Source organism: Amycolatopsis thermalba (assembly GCF_003385215.1).
GTDB classification, from domain to species: domain Bacteria; phylum Actinomycetota; class Actinomycetes; order Mycobacteriales; family Pseudonocardiaceae; genus Amycolatopsis_E; species Amycolatopsis_E thermalba.
The window spans coordinates 22,723-38,838 of the sequence record NZ_PQHW01000068.1 but is presented as its reverse complement, the minus strand read 5'-3'; the positions used below and the strand labels follow the sequence as shown (position 1 = coordinate 38,838).

Below are 16,116 nucleotides of genomic sequence, written 5' to 3'. Positions count from 1 at the left end.
CCTCTCCATTCGTCGGCAGCGTCAGGTGTGTATAAGAGGCAGCCCCGACATCGCCGAGTGGCAATAACAGCACCGCCACCACGACCCAAACCGCCACCCGGCAACGAGGCCGACCCCACCGCCCGAGCCACCCCTCTCCCGCAACCCGATCCCCAGCCAAATCGGTTGCCGAGCAGTCGGGTCAAGGCACGCTTTCCCGCCTTGACGCGACTTCTCGGCAACCGAACACTGAAAGATCGGGTTCGGGAGTGGCAAATCCGGGCGTAGCGAAGCGAAGCCGGCGCTTCCAGCCGCGCGCAGCGCAGATACGCGCGTAGCGCAGCGCCTACCTACGCATTAACCCCACCATCGACAGTGATCACCGACCCGGTGATGAACGCCCCAGCGGGCCCCGCGACATGTGCGACGGTCGCCGCCAGATCCTCCGGCGCCGCGTGCCGCCCGATGGCCGACAACGCGAGCGCGCTCGCGGCCCGCGGCCCGTCCGCCGGGTTCATGTCCGTGTCGGTCGGCCCCGGCTGCACGACCACCGACGTGATCCCCCGCGCCCCGAGATCGCGCGCGAACGCCCTGCTCAACCCCACCACGGCCGCCTTCGACGAGGCATAGGCGCTCAGGCCCTGCCGTGGCGCCCGCTCGCCCAGCGTGCTGCCGATCGTGATGATCCGTCCCCCGTCGGGCAGGTGCCGCACCGCGGCCTTGGTGGCGACGAACACCGCCCGCACGTTGACCGCCAGCGCCCGGTCGAAGTCCTCCAGGCTCAGCTCTTCGACCGTGCCGTGCGGGAACACCCCGGCGTTGTTGACCAGTACATCCAGCCCGCCCAGCGCCTCGGCGGCCTGGTGCACCGCCGCGGTCAGCGCGTCCGCGTCGCCGCTGTCCGCCTGGATCGCGAGCGCCTTGCGGCCCAGCCCCTCGACCGAGGCCACCACCTCGGCGGCGCGGGAGGCGGCCCGCTCGTAGGTCACCGCGACGTGCGCGCCCTCCGCCGCGAGCTTCCGCGCGATCGCCGCGCCGATGCCCCTGCTGCCCCCGGTCACGAGCGCCACCTTGCCGTCCAGCGAAGCCATGGAGTCCTCCATTTCTGTAGTGATCGACACAGAAATTAACGGCGGCAGGATCGCGGGTCAAGACTTTCTGTGTCGATCGCTATAGAATGCGAACCATGTCACCACGCGGCCGCCCGAGGGCCTTCGACCGGGACGCGGCGCTCGACGAGGCGATGTACGTCTTCTGGGAGCGCGGCTACGAGGGCACCTCGCTGTCCGACCTCACCGCCGCCATGAAGATCAACTCGCCGAGCCTGTACGCGGCGTTCGGCGGGAAGGAGGCGTTGTTCCGGGAGGCGATCGAGCGCTACCGGGAGCGGTTCGCGCGCCGGCCGCCGGAGGAGGCGGCCGCGCGCGACGCGGTCGAGGCGTGGCTGCGTCACAGCGCCCGCGGCTACGTCGAGGACGGGCACCCGCGCGGGTGCATGGTGGTGCTCGCCGCGCTGAACTGCACGGAACAGAACCGGCCGGTCCGCGAATTCCTGGCCGCCAAACGACGGAGCAACCTGATGGGCATCGCGGAGCGGCTGCGGCGCGCGGTGGCGGAGGGCGACCTGCCCGAGGACGCCGACATCGACGGCATCGTCCGGTTCTACGGCACGATTCTGCACGGGATGTCGATTCAGGCCCGCGACGGCGCGGAACTGACGGACCTGGAAGCGGTCATCGACACGGCGATGACCGTGTGGCCGCGATTCCTGGGAAAAAAGACGGCACCCGGCTGACGGGCGTTCACCCGGGTGCCGTCCGCTTTTTCCGTTCCGGCTACTGACCGGAAAGGGTCAGCTGTGGTTTTCCGGTGCGGATGATCGTCTCCCGCTCGGCTTCCGACAGCCCGCCCCAGATCCCGTACGGCTCGTGCACCGCGAGCGCGTGCTCCCGGCACAGGTCCAGCACCGGGCAGGACTGGCAGATCGCCTTCGCGCGGGCCTCCCGCCGCGCTCTCGCCGGCCCCCGTTCGCCGTCCGGGTGGAAGAAGGCCCCGCTGTCCATCCCCCTGCACGACCCCCGCAGCTGCCAATCCCAGATATCGGCGTTCGGGCCCGGGAGCCTCCGCGTGTCTGCCATCCTGACCGCCTCCGATTCGGTCGTGCCACCCCTGCTTTGTTGCCCGGTGATTACTCCGAATGGCGCAACGGCGGTAACGTTAGAAGCGCGCCAATAGTTGTTCAAGGGAATCCCGGCGATTCAGCCGTTAGGCTTCCCCCGGATGCGTGAGATCAGGGCCGTAAACAGGGAAAATAACGAAACCGATTCAGGTTGCCCCGTTCGAGTGGTACCGGGATATTGGGTCGGGTGAGCCGTCCCAGGGGTGCCGGTCAGGCCGAGCCGACGATGCCCGTGGCCGCCGTCGCCCGGCGGCTCGGGGTCGCGCCCTCGACCCTGCGCACCTGGGACCGCCGCTACGGGCTCGGCCCGAGCCGGCACACCGGCGGCAAGCACCGCCGCTACTGCGCCTCCGACATCGGCCGCCTCGAACTGATGCAGCGCGCGCTGCTGCGCGGCGCCTCGACCGCGGAGGCCGCCCGCTACGCGCTCCAGCAGATGCCGAAGTCGTTCGGCGCCGCTCCGGAGATCGCCGCCCAGCCGCTGCCGCCACCCGCCGAACAGCTGACGGCAGCGCAGAACGGCGCGGCGGCCCGGCGGTTGCGCGCGGCCGCGGTCGCGCTCGACGGCCGGGCGGTGCAGCAGACCCTCGACGACGCGATCGGCGGCGCCGGCGTCCTCGACGCGTGGGAGGGCGTGATCGCCCCGGTCCTCGACGCCTGCGGCAACGGCTGGCCGGGCAGCCCGGCCGGGGTCGAGGTGCAGGCCCTGCTGACCGAGTGCGTGCTGTCCGCCGTGGTGCGCGCGACCCCGGTGCTCGACCACCCCCGCAACCAGCGCCCGGTCCTGCTCAGCCGGGTCCCGGACGAGCCGGACGCGCTGCCGCTGCACGTGCTGGCCGCCGGTCTGGCCGGGCGCCGCATCGGCTCGCAGCTGTTCGGGCTCCCGCTGCCCGAGCCAGCGTTGTCGGCCGCCGTGCGGCGCAGCTCGCCCGCGGCCGTGGTGCTGTGGGCCGACCGTCCCGGCAACGCCGACGCGGAGCTGTTCCCCGAGGTGTCCCGCGGTGGCCTGCGCAGCCGCCTGTTCGCCGCGGGCCGCGGCTGGCGCGCCGGGATGCTGCCCGACCGCGTCGAGCCGCTGCCCGACCTGCGGACGGCGGCTGACCGCATCGAGTACGTCCTGGTAGGGAAGTAACGTGCACGAGATCGAGTTCCGACGAGCGGCCTTCGGCGACCGGCCGGCGCCGCCGCCCCGCGTGCTCGCGGCCGGCGGCCCGCCGAAGCGGCGCCTGCTCGGCGCGATCGTGCTCGGCGCCCAGGGCCGGTACGCGGCCGCGGCCACCCTGCTCGACGGGCTCGCCCGCGGCCGGGACCAGGTGATCGCCGCGCTGGCGCTGGCCACCCTCGCCTCGCACCGCCGTCAGCTCGGCGGGCACGCCGTGGCCCGCGGACTCGACGGCTCCGCGCTCCGCCGGGCCGCCGCCGCGGAGTCGGAACCGGATCCCGACGGCCTGGACGCCCGCGGCGCGCTCGCCGACGCGCTGCTCGGACTGGCCGCCGACCACCTCGGCACCGGGCGGCTCACCGCGTCGCGGCGGGTCCTCGGCCGGGCGGCCGCCGCCGCGGACAACTGGCGCACCCGGACCCGGCTCGGCTGGGTCACCGCGGAACTGGCCCTCGCCTCGGGCGAGGCCGAGGCCGCCGTCGCGCCCGCCGAGGCGGCACTCGGCAAGGCCACCGCCGCCGGATCGATCCGGCACACCGTCAAGTCGCGGCTGGTGCTCGGCGCGGCGCTGGGCACCATCGGGCAGAAACGAAGAGCCGGGGAGCTCGTCTCCGGCGCCCTGGCCGACGCGGACAAGTACGAACTGTCCTCGCTCAGCTGGCCCGCCGGGCTGATCGCGGCCGATCTGTGGCCCGCCGAGGCGGACCGCCACCGATCGCGAACGGCCGCGGTGTTACACGCAGTGTTACTAAACTCCGATCCCGAGGGGAGGCGGATCGCGCATGGTTCACCGTGGGTTCCGGTCTGACCCCGGGTGCGGGGCCTCGGCCGGCCATACCGACATCCGGGCGAAGAAGTTCCAAAAAAAGCCACCGGATCGTGTCAAGGTACGGCCTCAAGCGTCCGATAGGGGATATGGAATGTCACCCGGCTGCAGGAAGGAACACCCGTGACGACGGTCTTGATCTGCGACGACCGACGCAGTGTCCGCGAAGGGCTCACCCGCGTGATGTCTGCTGTCCCCGGTGTCAGTCGCATCGACTGTGTAGCGCACGGTGACGAGTTGCTGGCCCGGTACTCGCGGCAGCCGGTCGACGTCGTGCTCGTCGGCACCCAGCGCGCGATGCCGGCCGGGGTGGAGGCGACTCGGCGGCTGGTGTCCGCCAACCCTCAGGCCAACGTGATCGTCTTCGGCGCGCCGGACGACGCCGGCAGCATCGCCGCCGCCATCGCCGGCGGTGCCCGCGGCTACCTGCGCTGGGACGCGTCCCGGCCGGAGCTGGTCGCCGCGCTCGCGCACACGCTCGCCAGCACCTCGGTGCCCGCGCCGCGCCAGCCGGCCGACCCGGGCGTCCAGCTCACCGAGCGCGAGCTGCAGGTGCTGCGCGGCATGAGCCAGGGCAAGAGCAACGGACAGATCGGCCGTGAGCTGTACCTGTCCGAGGACACCGTGAAGACCCACGCCCGCCGTCTGTTCCGCAAGCTCGGCGTGCGGGACCGGGCGCAGGCCGTGGCCCACGGCTTCCGTCGCGGTCTGGTCTCCTGACGCGGACGCGCGGATCGGCGGAGGACACTTCGCGGTTCCGCGCGCCGCGTGGCTTCATCGACCCCACTGCGAGCCACATCCGTGCGATACTGGGCGGCCTCGGTTCGGCGAGGCCGGCGCGGCTGTAGAGCCGACCACGCATACGCGACACCGGCGTCGCCAGGTACCGTAGGCCTCACCGGTGTGAGCGATGTGGGGATTGCCGCGCCGTTGATTTTGCACGCCTACACGTAACGCTGGGACTGTTGTCTGCGATGGCCAATGTGGGGGACGGGCTGGATGAGCCAGTCGCCGCCGCTGTCGAGGGGGATCCCCAGGCGGTGGAGCGGCTGCTGGCCGCTATCCGTCCCCTGGTGGTGCGGTATTGCCGTGCCCGGGTCGGACGACAGGAGCGGTCGTTCGCCTCGGCAGACGATGTGGCCCAGGAGGTGTGTCTAGCAGTGCTCACGGCGTTGCCTTCGTACCGTGACCAAGGCCGTCCGTTCCTGGCCTTCGTGTACGGCATCGCCCAGCACAAGGTGGCCGACGCGCATCGGGCCGCCGCGCGCAACCGGGCCGAGCCCGTCGCCGAGATCCCCGACGAGATCGAGGGCGACATCGGGCCCGAGCAGCGGGCTTTGCAGGGGGAGTTGAACGAGCGCATGGCACAGCTGCTCCGGGTCCTGCCCGACAAGCAGCGCGAGATCGTGGTGCTGCGGGTGGTCGTGGGCCTGTCCGCAGAGGAGACCGCGGAAGCGGTCGGTTCGACGCCGGGGGCCGTCCGTGTCGCCCAGCACCGCGCGCTGGCCCGGCTCCGCAAGGCGCTGGCGTCCGAGGAGGTGGCCTGAGTGACCGATCGCGAAGACGTCAGACGTGAGCTCGAGTTCGAGTCGACCATGAGTTCGTCACGGGCGGAGTTCGAGGCGGACCTCACCGCGATCCGCGCGGACGACGGTCTGCTGGACTCGCTGGGCGGGTCCGATCCCGGTATCGCCGACGACCTGGGCGATCAGGAACTCAACGCGCTGCTGCTGTCCTGGCGGCGCGACATCGACAGCGAGCCGCTCGCCGAGCTCATCGACACCGACACCGCGGTCACCACGATCAAGACGGCCGCGATGGCCCGCCGCCACGGGCAGCGGGCGCGCCGTCGCCGCCTGCTCGTGCCGGTCGCCACGGCCGCCGCCGTCCTCGCCATCGGGTTCACCGGCACCAGCATCGCCGCGCGGGACGCCCAGCCCGGCGACACGCTGTGGGGCCTGACCAAGGTGCTCTACGCCGACCACGCGCGGTCGGTCGAGGCCGCCTCCGCGGCCCGCATCGACCTGCAGCAGGCCAGCATCGCCCTGTCCCAGGGCCGGATCGCCGAGGCGCAGCAGGCGCTGGCCGAGGCCGCCGCGACGCTGAGCCAGGTCACCGAGGAGGAGAACCTCAGCCAGCTGATGGCCGAGCACCAGCAGCTCGCCTCGATGCTGCCGGACTCCTCCACGACCACGCCGGACTCGCCGACCTCGCTGCCGACGTCGGCCGCGCTGCCGCCGCCGAGCTCGACCAAGTCGCCGTCGCCGTCGAGCACGACGACGCCGCAGCCCACCACGACGCCGAGCCCGTCGGAGAGCAGCACCCCGTCGCCGAGCCCGACGACGGAGAGCAGCACGACGGCCCCGGGCGACGGCACCTCGGGGAGCACGGTGCGCTACGACACGCCGGACTCGGGAGCGGGCCAGGCGCCGGCCGGTGTGGACACCGGCACCAGCTCGAACTGACCACGCGCGAAGGGACCCGGCCGGGAGCGGCCGGGTCTTTCTTCGTTTCCGGGGGGAGCTGGCCTCGAACCGCAGGGTGGGGCTCGCCGGAGTCCTTCCGCCCGGAGCGCAGCGCCGGACCGTGGACCGGACGGCTCGGCAGATCCAGGGCCGGACATGGCGAAGGCCGGCCTCCCGCGGCCCGGGGCTGCGGGGGCCGCGTCCCGCTGCCGGGACCGTCGCGCGTCGGACGTGTCAGGAGCGCCGCACATCCGGTCCTGAGGAAGGCCCGGACTTCGGCGGCCCCGGGGCTGTGCGCGGGCCGCGTCCCGCTGCCGGGACCGTCGTGCGCCGGACGCGCCTGGAGCGCCGCCGCTCTCCGCAGCCCCGGACCTGAGGAAGGTCCGGTCTTCGGCGGCCCCGGGGCTGTGCGGCCGCGTCCCGGGGCCGGGGACTGTCGCGCGCTGGACGTGCCCCGCGCTGCACGCTCCCGGACATGGCGAAGGCCCGGCCTCCCGCGGCCGGGCCTCCTCGCTATCGGTCAGTAGGCGCTTTCGGTTGTCGTGATCCCGTCCGCGAAACCGCGGCAGTAGTCCCAGCTCACGTAGTCCGCCGGGTTGGGGTCGAAGGCCGGCTCGTGCGGGCGCATCCGCCCGTCCGCGAGCAACTGCTCGAGGCTCGCGCGCAGCAGGTGCCAGTCGTGGAAGTGCGGCTGATCGCATTCGCCGCAGTCGACCACGATCCCGCGCACCCCGCGCGGCTCCAGCAGCGCCTGGTAGACCGCCAGGTCGGACAGGTCCGCCAGGAGCTCGGCGCGCGCCTGCGCGTCCATCGGTTCGGCCAGCTCGTCGTCCCCGAAGCCGGCGAGCTCCCGGGCGGGGTCGTCCGGATCGTCGGCGAACGGGTCGGGGGGCAACACTTCGTGCGGCACGCGTCGCACCGTACCTGTCCGACCGGGTCGCTTGTCCAGGGCCTTTCCGTCCCCCCAAACGGGAGCGAGTTTCCCCGGTCACGTCTGGCCCCAGTCCGGGGGTTGCCGCCGCGGGCGCCAGATACCATCGATGAAAGGTTCACCCGCCACTGCCAGGAAGGTCAGCCACCCCCATGACGAGCGAGTTCGCCCCGGAAGACAAGTTCGCGATGCTCGGGCTGACCTTCGACGACGTGCTGCTGCTGCCGGCCGAGTCGGACGTCGTGCCCAGCAATGTCGACACGTCGACCCGGCTGTCCCGGAACATCACCCTGCGCATCCCGCTGGTGTCCGCCGCGATGGACACCGTCACCGAGGCGCGCATGGCGATCAGCATGGCCCGCCAGGGCGGCATGGGCGTCCTGCACCGCAACCTGCCGATCGAGGAGCAGGCCGCGGCCGTCGAGGTCGTCAAGCGGTCCGAGGCCGGCATGGTCACCGACCCGGTCACCTGCTCGCCCGACGACACGCTCGCCGAGGTCGACGCCCTGTGCGCGCGGTTCCGCATCTCCGGCCTGCCGGTGACCGACGCCTCCGGCACGCTGGTGGGCATCATCACCAACCGCGACATGCGGTTCGAGCTGGACCACAGCCGCCCGGTCAGCGAGGTGATGACCAAGGAGAACCTGATCACCGCGCAGGTCGGCGTCACCGCGGACGCGGCGCTGGGCCTGCTGCGCCGCCACAAGATCGAGAAGCTGCCGATCGTCGACGGCGCGGGCAAGCTGCGTGGGCTGATCACCGTCAAGGACTTCGTCAAGACCGAGCAGTACCCGCACGCCACCAAGGACCCGGACGGCCGCCTGGTCGTCGGCGCCGCGGTCGGCGTCGGCGCGGCCGGTCACCAGCGCGCGATGGCGCTCGCGGACGCGGGCGTGGACGTGCTGATGGTCGACACCGCGCACGGCCACTCGCGCGCGGTCATCGACATGGTCGCCACCCTGAAGAAGGAGCTGGGCGACACGGTCGACATCGTCGGCGGCAACGTGGCCACCCGCGCCGGCGCGCAGGCGCTGGTCGACGCGGGCGCGGACGCGGTCAAGGTGGGCGTCGGCCCGGGCTCGATCTGCACCACGCGCATCGTCGCCGGGGTCGGCGTGCCGCAGATCTCCGCGATCTACGAGGCCGACAAGGCCTGCCGCCCGGCCGGGGTGCCGGTGATCGGCGACGGCGGCATCCAGTACTCGGGTGACATCGCCAAGGCCATCACCGCCGGCGCGTCCACCGTGATGCTGGGCAGCCTGCTGGCCGGCACCGCCGAGTCACCGGGCGACCTGATCCTGGTCAACGGCAAGCAGTTCAAGACCTACCGCGGCATGGGGTCGCTGGGCGCGATGCAGTCGCGGGACGGGCGCAAGTCGTACTCGAAGGACCGCTACTCGCAGGACGACGTGCTCAGCGAGGACAAGCTGGTGCCGGAGGGCATCGAGGGCCGCATCGCGTTCCGCGGGCCGCTGGCCAACGTCGTGCACCAGCTCGTCGGCGGGCTGCGCTCGGGCATGGGCTACGCGGGCGCGGAGACCATCGAGCAGCTGCAGCAGGCGCAGCTGGTGCGGATCACCGCCGCGGGCCTGAAGGAGAGCCACCCGCACGACGTGACGATGACGGTCGAGGCGCCCAACTACACCTCGCGGTGACCCCCTGGTCGCAGGTCACACCGATGGCCTAGCGACAATGAACCGTCACTACTGGCGGCGAGAAGGGACCTGACGTGCGCGATCTGGTCGAGATCGGCATGGGACGCACCGCGCGGCGGGCGTACGACCTCGATGACGTGGAGATCGTCCCGTTCCGGCGGACCCGGTCGTCGGCGGTCGTGTCCACCGCGTGGCAGATCGACGCCTACCGGTTCGACATCCCGCTGGTCACCCACCCGACTGACGCGGTGGTGTCGCCGGAGACGGCGGTCGGGATCGGCAAGCTGGGCGGGCTGGGCGTGCTGAACGCCGAGGGCCTGTGGGCCCGGCACGCCAACGCCGAGCAGGCGCTGCTCCGGCTGGTGGACGCCGCGAAGGACGAGGACCGCACCGCGCTGGTGAGGACCCTGCAGGAGCTGCACTCCGCGCCGGCGCAGCCCGAGCTGCTGGCCGAGGCGATCCGGCGGGTGCGCGAGTCGGGGGTGACGGTCGCGGCGCGGGTGAGCCCGCAGCGCGCGGCCGAGCTGACGCCGCACCTGATCGCGGCCGGGGTCGAGATCCTGGTCGTGCAGGGCACGATCATCTCCGCGGAGCACGTCGCCCACGACGACGCCGATCCGCTGGACCTCAAGGACTTCATCGGTGGCCTGGACGTCCCGGTGATCGCCGGTGGCGTGTCGGACTACCGCACGGCGATGCACCTGATGCGCACCGGCGCGGCCGGCGTGATCGTCGGCCACGGCTACACGCCGGGCGTGACGAGCACCGACCGCGTGCTGGGCATCGGCGTGCCGATGGCGACCGCGATCATCGACGCGGCCGCCGCCCGGCGTGACTACCTGGACGAGACCGGCGGCCGGTACGTGCACGTCCTGGCCGACGGTGGGATCACCAGCTCGGGCGACATCGCGAAGGCGATCGCCTGCGGCGCCGACGCCGTGGTGGTGGGCGCCCCACTGGCGGCGGCGTCCGAGGCGCCCGGCCACGGCCTGTACTGGACCGCGGCCGCCGCCCACCCGAACCTGCCGCGCTCGCGGGTCGCCGCCGGGCCGGACATCGAGGTGGACCTGAAGACGCTGCTGTTCGGCCCCTCGTCCGACGCGGAGGGCGCGATCAACCTCTTCGGAGCGCTGCGCCGCGCGATGGCCAAGACCGGCTACTCCGACCTCAAGGAGTTCCAGCGCGTGGGCCTGTCGGTCCGCGGCTGACCCGGCCCCTCACGGGCGCGTCAGCGTGCCCTCGACCAGGGTGGTCTGGCCGGTCACGTACTCGCTCCACACGCCGGCGCCACCTGGGTCCCGGGGCGGGCGAAGCTCTGCACGAAGCTGTGTCCCCGGTGGACGGCACCGAAGGTCACGGTGAACGCCGACGTGCTGGGCGGGTCCTGCGGCGGGACGTCGCTCGGCGGCACGATCTCGTCGAGCCCCCAGCCGTAGTCCTCGCGGTAGTCGCCCACCACGCGTTCCAGCGTGTTCTCCAGGATGGCCCCGCTGACCGGCGATCGGTCGACGTCGAGCGCCGCCCGTCGAACGTGATGGCCACCCCGAACCGGGAACCGCCGTCCGGGGCGTAGGCGACCGTTCCGGTGTCGATGTTCTCCGGACCCGCCACGTCGGGTTCGTACGGCCGCTGCGGTCCGTGGGGCCTGGGTGCGGATGGGTTTCGCCGACCCCACCCGCCGCGCGATCGTCCGCCTGCTCCAGGCCGAGGGCGACCGCCCGTGCGGGTGGACGCGGTGCTCGCGAACGCGGAGAGAGGTTAGTTGTGTGTTCGGGGACGTCGGTGGTGGTCTGACCCGGGTTGGATGATCTTGATGTGGGTGAGGACCTCCGGGTTCGGTGTGTCACCACAACGCCGTTGGGCAGGGTGCGGCCGGCCCGGTGGGCCGGGCGTTACCGCGCCCACGGCCCGGCGGCTACCCCCGACTCCACACCGGCATCGGCAGTCACACCCCAGCCCACCGCGGAAGCAACCTCACCAGACAACACAACTAGTCCCGCAACTCCGTGCACGGCACGACCACCGCGAACAGCAGTGGCTCACCGGGTGGCGGCACCGGCGCGACGACGATCGTGACGTCGTCGGGTCCGGGGAAGATCGGCACGGCGTACCGGCCCGCTTCCTCGGCCACCAGCGGCACCGGCTGCGGCGGACGGACCGGTGCCGCGCACGCGGCCCGCGCCTCGGCCACGGACGCGCGCCACGACGGGCCGCCGGTGCGCACGCTCGAACCCGCCCAGTCGCTGAGCACCTGCACGCCCAGGAACACCGCGACCGCGCCGCCGACGACCGCCCGCGGCCGCAACCGGTCCAGCAGCGCCGCCACCGCGACCCAGAACAACAGCAGCGGCACGATCGCGTACCGCGACCCGTTCAGCGAGAACTCCGCGCGCTCCAGGAACCCGCCGGTGCCCCGCAACCCGACCGGCACCGCCAGGTACGCCACCGAACACACCAGGCCCACCACCGCGACCTGCCGCGCCACCCGGTCCGCGCGCCACAGCAGCAGCGCCACGGCCAGCGCCACCACCACGCCGACGACCGCCACCAGCACCAGCCCGGCCGCCTGGTACACCGGCCCCAGCAGGCGGTCCCCGGTCAGCGCGCTCAGCACCACCCGCAGCCCGTAGATCGACGGCAGATCACCGGCCACCGTCTCGCTCGCCCGGTACCCGGCCGCGCGGGTCAGGTGCACCCAGCCCTGCACGGCCAGCGCCACCACCATCACCGCCGGCGCGATGCCGGCGACCAGCCGGCGCGGCGCCCGTGCGATCCCGACGACCGCGGCGGGCAGCACCAGCGCGGTCAGCGGATCGGACAGCGCCGCCAGCGCCACCACCGCCGCCGAACCCACCTGCCCGGCCACCGATCGCGGCGGCGCGAGCAGCACCCAGAACGCCGCGTAGGCCAGGTACCAGTGCAGGTCGCTGACCGCCGCGTTCACCTCGAACCCGGCCTGCGGCAGCAGCGGCACGATCGCGGTCACCAGTACCCGCGCCCAGGCCGACCGCAGCACACGTCCACTGTGGAACCACACCAGCAGCGAGATCAACGCGACCACCAGCGCCGCACCCGTCGCCAGCGCGGCCGCCGCCCACTGCGGCGGCAGCGCCGCGACCGGCTGCGCCACCAGCTTCGCGACCACCTGCAGGTACCCGGCGTGCGGGGTGACCAGGTTGTGCCACAAGGAATGCCGCATCGCCTGGTTCAGGAAGACACCGCCGTCCTCCGCCCACACCACGTCGTACGCACGCAGCCCGGGACCACGCATGAGCTGCAACCAGGTCGCGGCCAGCACCCAGGCCACGCTCGCCGCGACCGTCGCGGTGCGAGCCCGGTTCACTGCCGTCGCAGGACGCGGTCGGCGAGCGTCGCGGGACGCTCGTCGAGCATCGCCCGCAGCCGTTCGTTCTGCCTGCGCAGCTCGTCGGCCTCGGCCCGCAGGTCGGCGGTCTCCGCCGCGAGCTGGTCGAGGTCGTGCCGCTGCCGCGCGATCGTCTCCGCCATCGTGTCCGCGTTCTCCGCGTGCGCCACCATTTCGTACTGCAGCTGCAGCAACCGGGTGTAGAGCGCGATGCGGTTGTTCTCCATCGTGTAGAGCAGCCGCGAGTCGCGGTAGGGCCGCAGCGCGTCCAGCAACTCCTCGTCGCGCGTCACCACGCCGACGCCGAAGATCGCCGGGATCATCGCCAGCTGCCAGTCCTCGGTCAGCACGTCCTCGACCGCGGTGAGCACGCCGTTGCGCTCGCCGCCCGCCTCCTGAGCGCAGGTGAACGCGCCCAGGCCGACGAATCCGGCGCGGGTCAGCTCGTCGTGCCACACGGTCGGACCCTCCGAACTGGACGGATGGCGGTCCTCCGGCGCGAGCCGGGACGGCAGGTAGTACTGGTCCCGTCGCGAGCACGGCCACAGCAGGTCGTGCAGCACGACCACGGCGTCCCGCGCGTTCGCCAGCACCCAGGCCAGTTCGGCCCGCACGGTGGCGTAGTTGTGGTCGCCGTCCAGCACGTAGAGGTCCGCGACCGGGAGGTCCGGCAGCACGTCCGGGGAGTGGTCCTCGACCAGGTGCAGGGCCGGGTTGCCGGCCAGCGCGGCGCGCAGGCTGTCGGTCGGGGCCGGGTCCACGCAGTACACCGCCTCGGCGCCCAGCTCCGTGTAGATGCCGCTGACCTGCCCCGATTCGACGCCGACCTCGACCACCGTGGAGATCGGGTGGTGCGCGTAGACGACCTCGAAGATCTCCCGGAAACAGGACAGCGAGTGCAGCAGCAGGGGCGCCTGGCGGGCCGCGCGGGCCTGCGCGTGCGGGTCGGTGCGGGTGCCGTAGTCGTTCACTTGCCGCTCCGCAGCTGCCGCACGGCGATGCGCGCCGCCGACGTGGCCAGTCCGACCGGTCCGTGCGTGCGCAGCTCCTCGCGCACCCGGCTCGTCACGCGGGTCAGCCGCGGCGCCGACGGCGGGTGGACGCCCAGCCCGGTGCGCGACTTCGGCAGCATCGCGAAGGCGACCGTCACCTGCCCGGACGTCACCGGCGCGCCGAACCGGGCGGCGACCGGGAACCACACCGCCCCCTCGTCGGCCTCGAACTCGAACAGCGTGCCGCCCAGCCACCGGCAGGCGGCGTGGATCAGCCCGGCGAAGTCCTCGGGGTGTTCCCAGCGCTCGACCCGCGGCACGCTCTGACCGGGCACGATCGCCTTCACCTCGACCCAGTCGATCCGCACCAGCGCGGGCCGCCCGGGCACCGCGACCGCACCGTCGGTGACGACGGCCGAGCGGAAGTCCAGTCGCGCGAAGGACAGTCCGTCGTGGTTGATCCGCACCCGGCGGCGCGGCCCGTCGTGCCATTCGCCGTCGCCGGTGCGGAAGCTCAGCCGGGTCTCGGCGGGATTGTCGGACGGCTCGAACAGGTCGGCGTCCACCTGCCGCTCGGCGAGCGCGCGGGCCCCGGCGGCCAGGCGGGTGTCCGAGGCCGCGAGCAGGGCGGGCCAGAACGCGTCGCGCATGGTCAGGTCGGCCAGGTCGGCGGGGGAGAGGTAGGGGATCGCGGGCACCAGGTCCTCCGGCACCACGCGGGTGATCAGCGCGGAGCCGAAGTTGTCCTCGTGCGCCCAGTTGCCGAACACCGCGGCCTCCGCGGTGGTGGGGGCCTTCAGCGCGGACACCAGGATGTTCGCCAGCCGGTGCCGCGCGGCGCCGGTCAGGTCCGGCCAGCCGTCGCCCGCGTAGCGGTTCCACTGGGCCTGGAACTCGCGGATGCCGTCCTGGACCGCGCGGCGCTGCGCCAGCTGGTCCGCGCCGTCGGAGGCCGGGCCGAGCACGGGCGAGCCGTCGTCGGCGAAGTCCAGCAGCGAGCCGCAGAAGTCGTTGACCGATTGCTCCAGCACCTCCGGGCTGCGGCTGACAGTCCGCGCGATCTCCGGCGGCTGCCCGCCCTGACTCAGGTAGCCCTCGATGCGCAGCCCGGCCCGGTACACGCGGGTGGACCGGTCGTCGGTGGCGAGGTAGAAGCCGGCCGGGCGGGCGCCGATGCCGGCGACGTCGAGCAGTTTGCCCAGGTAGTACTGGATCGTGCCGCCCCAGCCGAGGTCGACCAGCGCCGGCTCGGGCTCGTCCAGCATCCCGGCGCGGCGCAGCTCGCCGAGCACGCGCTCGCGGATGCGGGTGACCGTGACCGTCAGCTTGTTGCGCAGGTGGGCGGTCTCGGTGAGCACGTCGGTGACCAGCCCGGCCTCGCGGCCGTTGTCCAGGACGGTGTCCAGCATCTCGGCCAGCGGCGGCACGTCGCCCGGCCGCAGGTGCAGGGCCTGCATGAGCTGGCGGACGGTGAGCCCGTGGCGCTGCTCGATGAACTGGCGCAGCGAGTCCGCGTCGGCCGGGTCGAGCGCGGCCAGCGAGGTGACGTGCCGGGACAGCCAGACCGGCCGGGCTTCGACCTGCCAGCCGCGTGCCTGCGCGGCGTTGTTGATCAGCGCGGAGAGCAGGGTGCCCTCACGCATCGGGCACCACAGCACGGAGATGCCGGACTGGTGGGCGCGCAGCGCGACCCACTCGGCGAACCCGGTCAGCACCGGCCCGAGCACCGAGGCGCCGTACCGCCACGCGGTGCGGACCGGGGTCGGCGCCGCGGGGTCGGCGCGCTGGAGGGTCTTCGCGCGCAGGCTGGTGATGCCGTAGTCGCCCTGGCCGGTGTCGAGGTGCTCGCCCAGCGGGTCCTCCAGGCCGAGCGGCTCGCGCTCCCGCTCCAGCACCGCGCGGAACTCCTCGTCCAGCCGCTCGTAGTACACGGTCCGGATCCCCAGCTCGCGCGGCACCTCGATGTCGGCGACCGCGTTGTCCCCGATGTGCACGACCTGCTCGGGGTGCACGCCGAGGTTGTCCAGGACGATCTCCCACAGCCCGGACGCCTTGTCCAGCCCGTGCTGGTGCGAGCGGAAGATCCGGGCCTCGCGCAGCGCGCCCAGGCCGGGCCGGTCCAGCAGCTCGGCCAGGTGCTCCTCGGTGAAGTAGGTGTCCGACACCAGCACGGTCGGCACGTGGTGCTTCGCGGCAAGTTCGACCAGCTCGGCGATGTCGAGGTCGGGCACGGTGAAGTCGCGCTCGCAGGTCACCTCGGCGCGGACCAGCTCGGGCAGCTCGGCGCCGAAGATCCGCAGCGGCATGTGCTGCCAGATGTCGGACAGCGACACCTCGGTGCCCAGCGCCTCCTCGCTCTGCCGCGCCCGCTGCTCCGCGACGATCCGCATGCGCCGGAACGCGGCCGGCGTGACCCAGCCCGGGCACCGGCCGTCGCGCACGAGCCGCGCCCCCAGCACGGCGAACACGTCGGTGGGCCGAGGGGTGCGCCGCCACAGGATGGTGTCGAAGACGTCCAGTGACAGGGCGGCGCACGAGCCGTCGGTGATCATCCGGCGGACCC

Annotated in this window: 15 protein-coding genes; 8 read left to right on the top strand and 7 right to left on the bottom strand. The window is 72.9% G+C overall.

Annotated elements, in window-relative coordinates:
• Positions 1 to 329 precede the first annotated feature (329 nt).
• Positions 330 to 1,070: an SDR family NAD(P)-dependent oxidoreductase gene (locus D0D15_RS24100; RefSeq protein ID WP_094004033.1), complete on the bottom strand. Its 741-nt coding sequence runs from the start codon at positions 1,068 to 1,070 to the stop codon at positions 330 to 332.
• A 95-nt stretch (positions 1,071 to 1,165) separates the two neighbouring features.
• Here D0D15_RS24100 and D0D15_RS24095 point away from each other — a divergent pair, with 95 nt between their 5' ends.
• Positions 1,166 to 1,774, top strand: a complete 609-nt coding sequence (locus tag D0D15_RS24095) for a TetR/AcrR family transcriptional regulator (RefSeq protein ID WP_198958137.1) — start codon at positions 1,166 to 1,168, stop codon at positions 1,772 to 1,774.
• 40 nt (positions 1,775 to 1,814) lie between these two features.
• On the opposite strand, the gene D0D15_RS24090 is transcribed toward D0D15_RS24095, so the two are convergent.
• Entirely contained in the window at positions 1,815 to 2,117 is a 303-nt protein-coding gene (locus tag D0D15_RS24090) for a WhiB family transcriptional regulator (RefSeq protein WP_094003959.1), read from the bottom strand.
• Between the two features lie 273 nt (positions 2,118 to 2,390).
• Between D0D15_RS24090 and D0D15_RS24085 the strand changes: the two genes are divergently transcribed.
• From D0D15_RS24085 to D0D15_RS24065, 5 genes are all read left to right on the top strand, one after another.
• Positions 2,391 to 3,290 (top strand): MerR family transcriptional regulator, encoded by a 900-nt coding sequence (locus tag D0D15_RS24085; RefSeq protein ID WP_094003960.1) that lies wholly within the window; start codon positions 2,391 to 2,393, stop codon positions 3,288 to 3,290.
• Position 3,291: 1 nt separating this feature from the next.
• Entirely contained in the window at positions 3,292 to 4,128 is an 837-nt protein-coding gene (locus D0D15_RS24080) for a hypothetical protein (RefSeq protein ID WP_115944756.1), read from the top strand.
• Between the two features lie 141 nt (positions 4,129 to 4,269).
• Positions 4,270 to 4,866: a response regulator transcription factor gene (locus tag D0D15_RS24075; RefSeq protein ID WP_017986686.1), complete on the top strand. Its 597-nt coding sequence runs from the start codon at positions 4,270 to 4,272 to the stop codon at positions 4,864 to 4,866.
• Positions 4,867 to 5,120: 254 nt separating this feature from the next.
• Entirely contained in the window at positions 5,121 to 5,693 is a 573-nt protein-coding gene (locus D0D15_RS24070) for a sigma-70 family RNA polymerase sigma factor (protein ID WP_026153775.1), read from the top strand.
• Positions 5,694 to 6,611, top strand: a complete 918-nt coding sequence (locus D0D15_RS24065) for an anti-sigma-D factor RsdA (RefSeq protein WP_115944755.1) — start codon at positions 5,694 to 5,696, stop codon at positions 6,609 to 6,611.
• Positions 6,612 to 7,131: 520 nt separating this feature from the next.
• On the opposite strand, the gene D0D15_RS24060 is transcribed toward D0D15_RS24065, so the two are convergent.
• Positions 7,132 to 7,530 carry a DUF5319 domain-containing protein gene (locus D0D15_RS24060; protein ID WP_162830649.1) on the bottom strand — a complete coding sequence of 133 codons (399 nt, stop codon included), beginning with the start codon at positions 7,528 to 7,530 and terminating at the stop codon, positions 7,132 to 7,134.
• 164 nt (positions 7,531 to 7,694) lie between these two features.
• Here D0D15_RS24060 and guaB point away from each other — a divergent pair, with 164 nt between their 5' ends.
• Together guaB and D0D15_RS24050 are read left to right on the top strand one after the other, a co-directional pair.
• On the top strand, positions 7,695 to 9,197 hold the full coding sequence (gene guaB, locus D0D15_RS24055; protein WP_094003964.1) for an IMP dehydrogenase: 1,503 nt from the start codon (positions 7,695 to 7,697) through the stop codon (positions 9,195 to 9,197).
• 74 nt (positions 9,198 to 9,271) lie between these two features.
• Positions 9,272 to 10,405, top strand: a complete 1,134-nt coding sequence (locus D0D15_RS24050; protein ID WP_115944754.1) for a GuaB3 family IMP dehydrogenase-related protein — start codon at positions 9,272 to 9,274, stop codon at positions 10,403 to 10,405.
• 53 nt (positions 10,406 to 10,458) lie between these two features.
• On the opposite strand, the gene D0D15_RS37195 is transcribed toward D0D15_RS24050, so the two are convergent.
• The 4 genes from D0D15_RS37195 to D0D15_RS24025 form a co-directional block, all read right to left on the bottom strand.
• Positions 10,459 to 10,656 (bottom strand): hypothetical protein, encoded by a 198-nt coding sequence (locus tag D0D15_RS37195; protein ID WP_233157104.1) that lies wholly within the window; start codon positions 10,654 to 10,656, stop codon positions 10,459 to 10,461.
• Between the two features lie 531 nt (positions 10,657 to 11,187).
• Positions 11,188 to 12,540 carry a glucosyltransferase gene (locus D0D15_RS24035; protein WP_094003966.1) on the bottom strand — a complete coding sequence of 451 codons (1,353 nt, stop codon included), beginning with the start codon at positions 12,538 to 12,540 and terminating at the stop codon, positions 11,188 to 11,190.
• Positions 12,537 to 13,532: a class I SAM-dependent methyltransferase gene (locus tag D0D15_RS24030; protein WP_115944753.1), complete on the bottom strand. Its 996-nt coding sequence runs from the start codon at positions 13,530 to 13,532 to the stop codon at positions 12,537 to 12,539. The genes D0D15_RS24035 and D0D15_RS24030 overlap by 4 nt, the downstream gene beginning before the upstream one ends.
• Complete coding sequence (locus D0D15_RS24025; protein ID WP_244214981.1) at positions 13,529 to 16,105, bottom strand: HAD family hydrolase; 2,577 nt, start codon at positions 16,103 to 16,105, stop codon at positions 13,529 to 13,531. Before D0D15_RS24025 ends, D0D15_RS24030 begins: the two co-directional genes overlap by 4 nt.
• Positions 16,106 to 16,116 lie beyond the last annotated feature (11 nt).

Excerpts from the sequence above, each read along its gene's own strand:
- D0D15_RS24100 (WP_094004033.1), bottom strand. The coding sequence starts at position 1,070 with ATGGCTTCGCTGGACGGCAAGGTGGCGCTCGTGACCGGGGGCAGCAGG.
- D0D15_RS24095 (WP_198958137.1), top strand. The coding sequence starts at position 1,166 with ATGTCACCACGCGGCCGCCCGAGGGCCTTCGACCGGGACGCGGCGCTC.
- D0D15_RS24090 (WP_094003959.1), bottom strand. The coding sequence starts at position 2,117 with ATGGCAGACACGCGGAGGCTCCCGGGCCCGAACGCCGATATCTGGGAT.
- D0D15_RS24070 (WP_026153775.1), top strand. The coding sequence starts at position 5,121 with ATGGCCAATGTGGGGGACGGGCTGGATGAGCCAGTCGCCGCCGCTGTC.
- guaB (WP_094003964.1), top strand. The coding sequence starts at position 7,695 with ATGACGAGCGAGTTCGCCCCGGAAGACAAGTTCGCGATGCTCGGGCTG.
- D0D15_RS24025 (WP_244214981.1), bottom strand. The coding sequence starts at position 16,105 with ATGATCACCGACGGCTCGTGCGCCGCCCTGTCACTGGACGTCTTCGAC.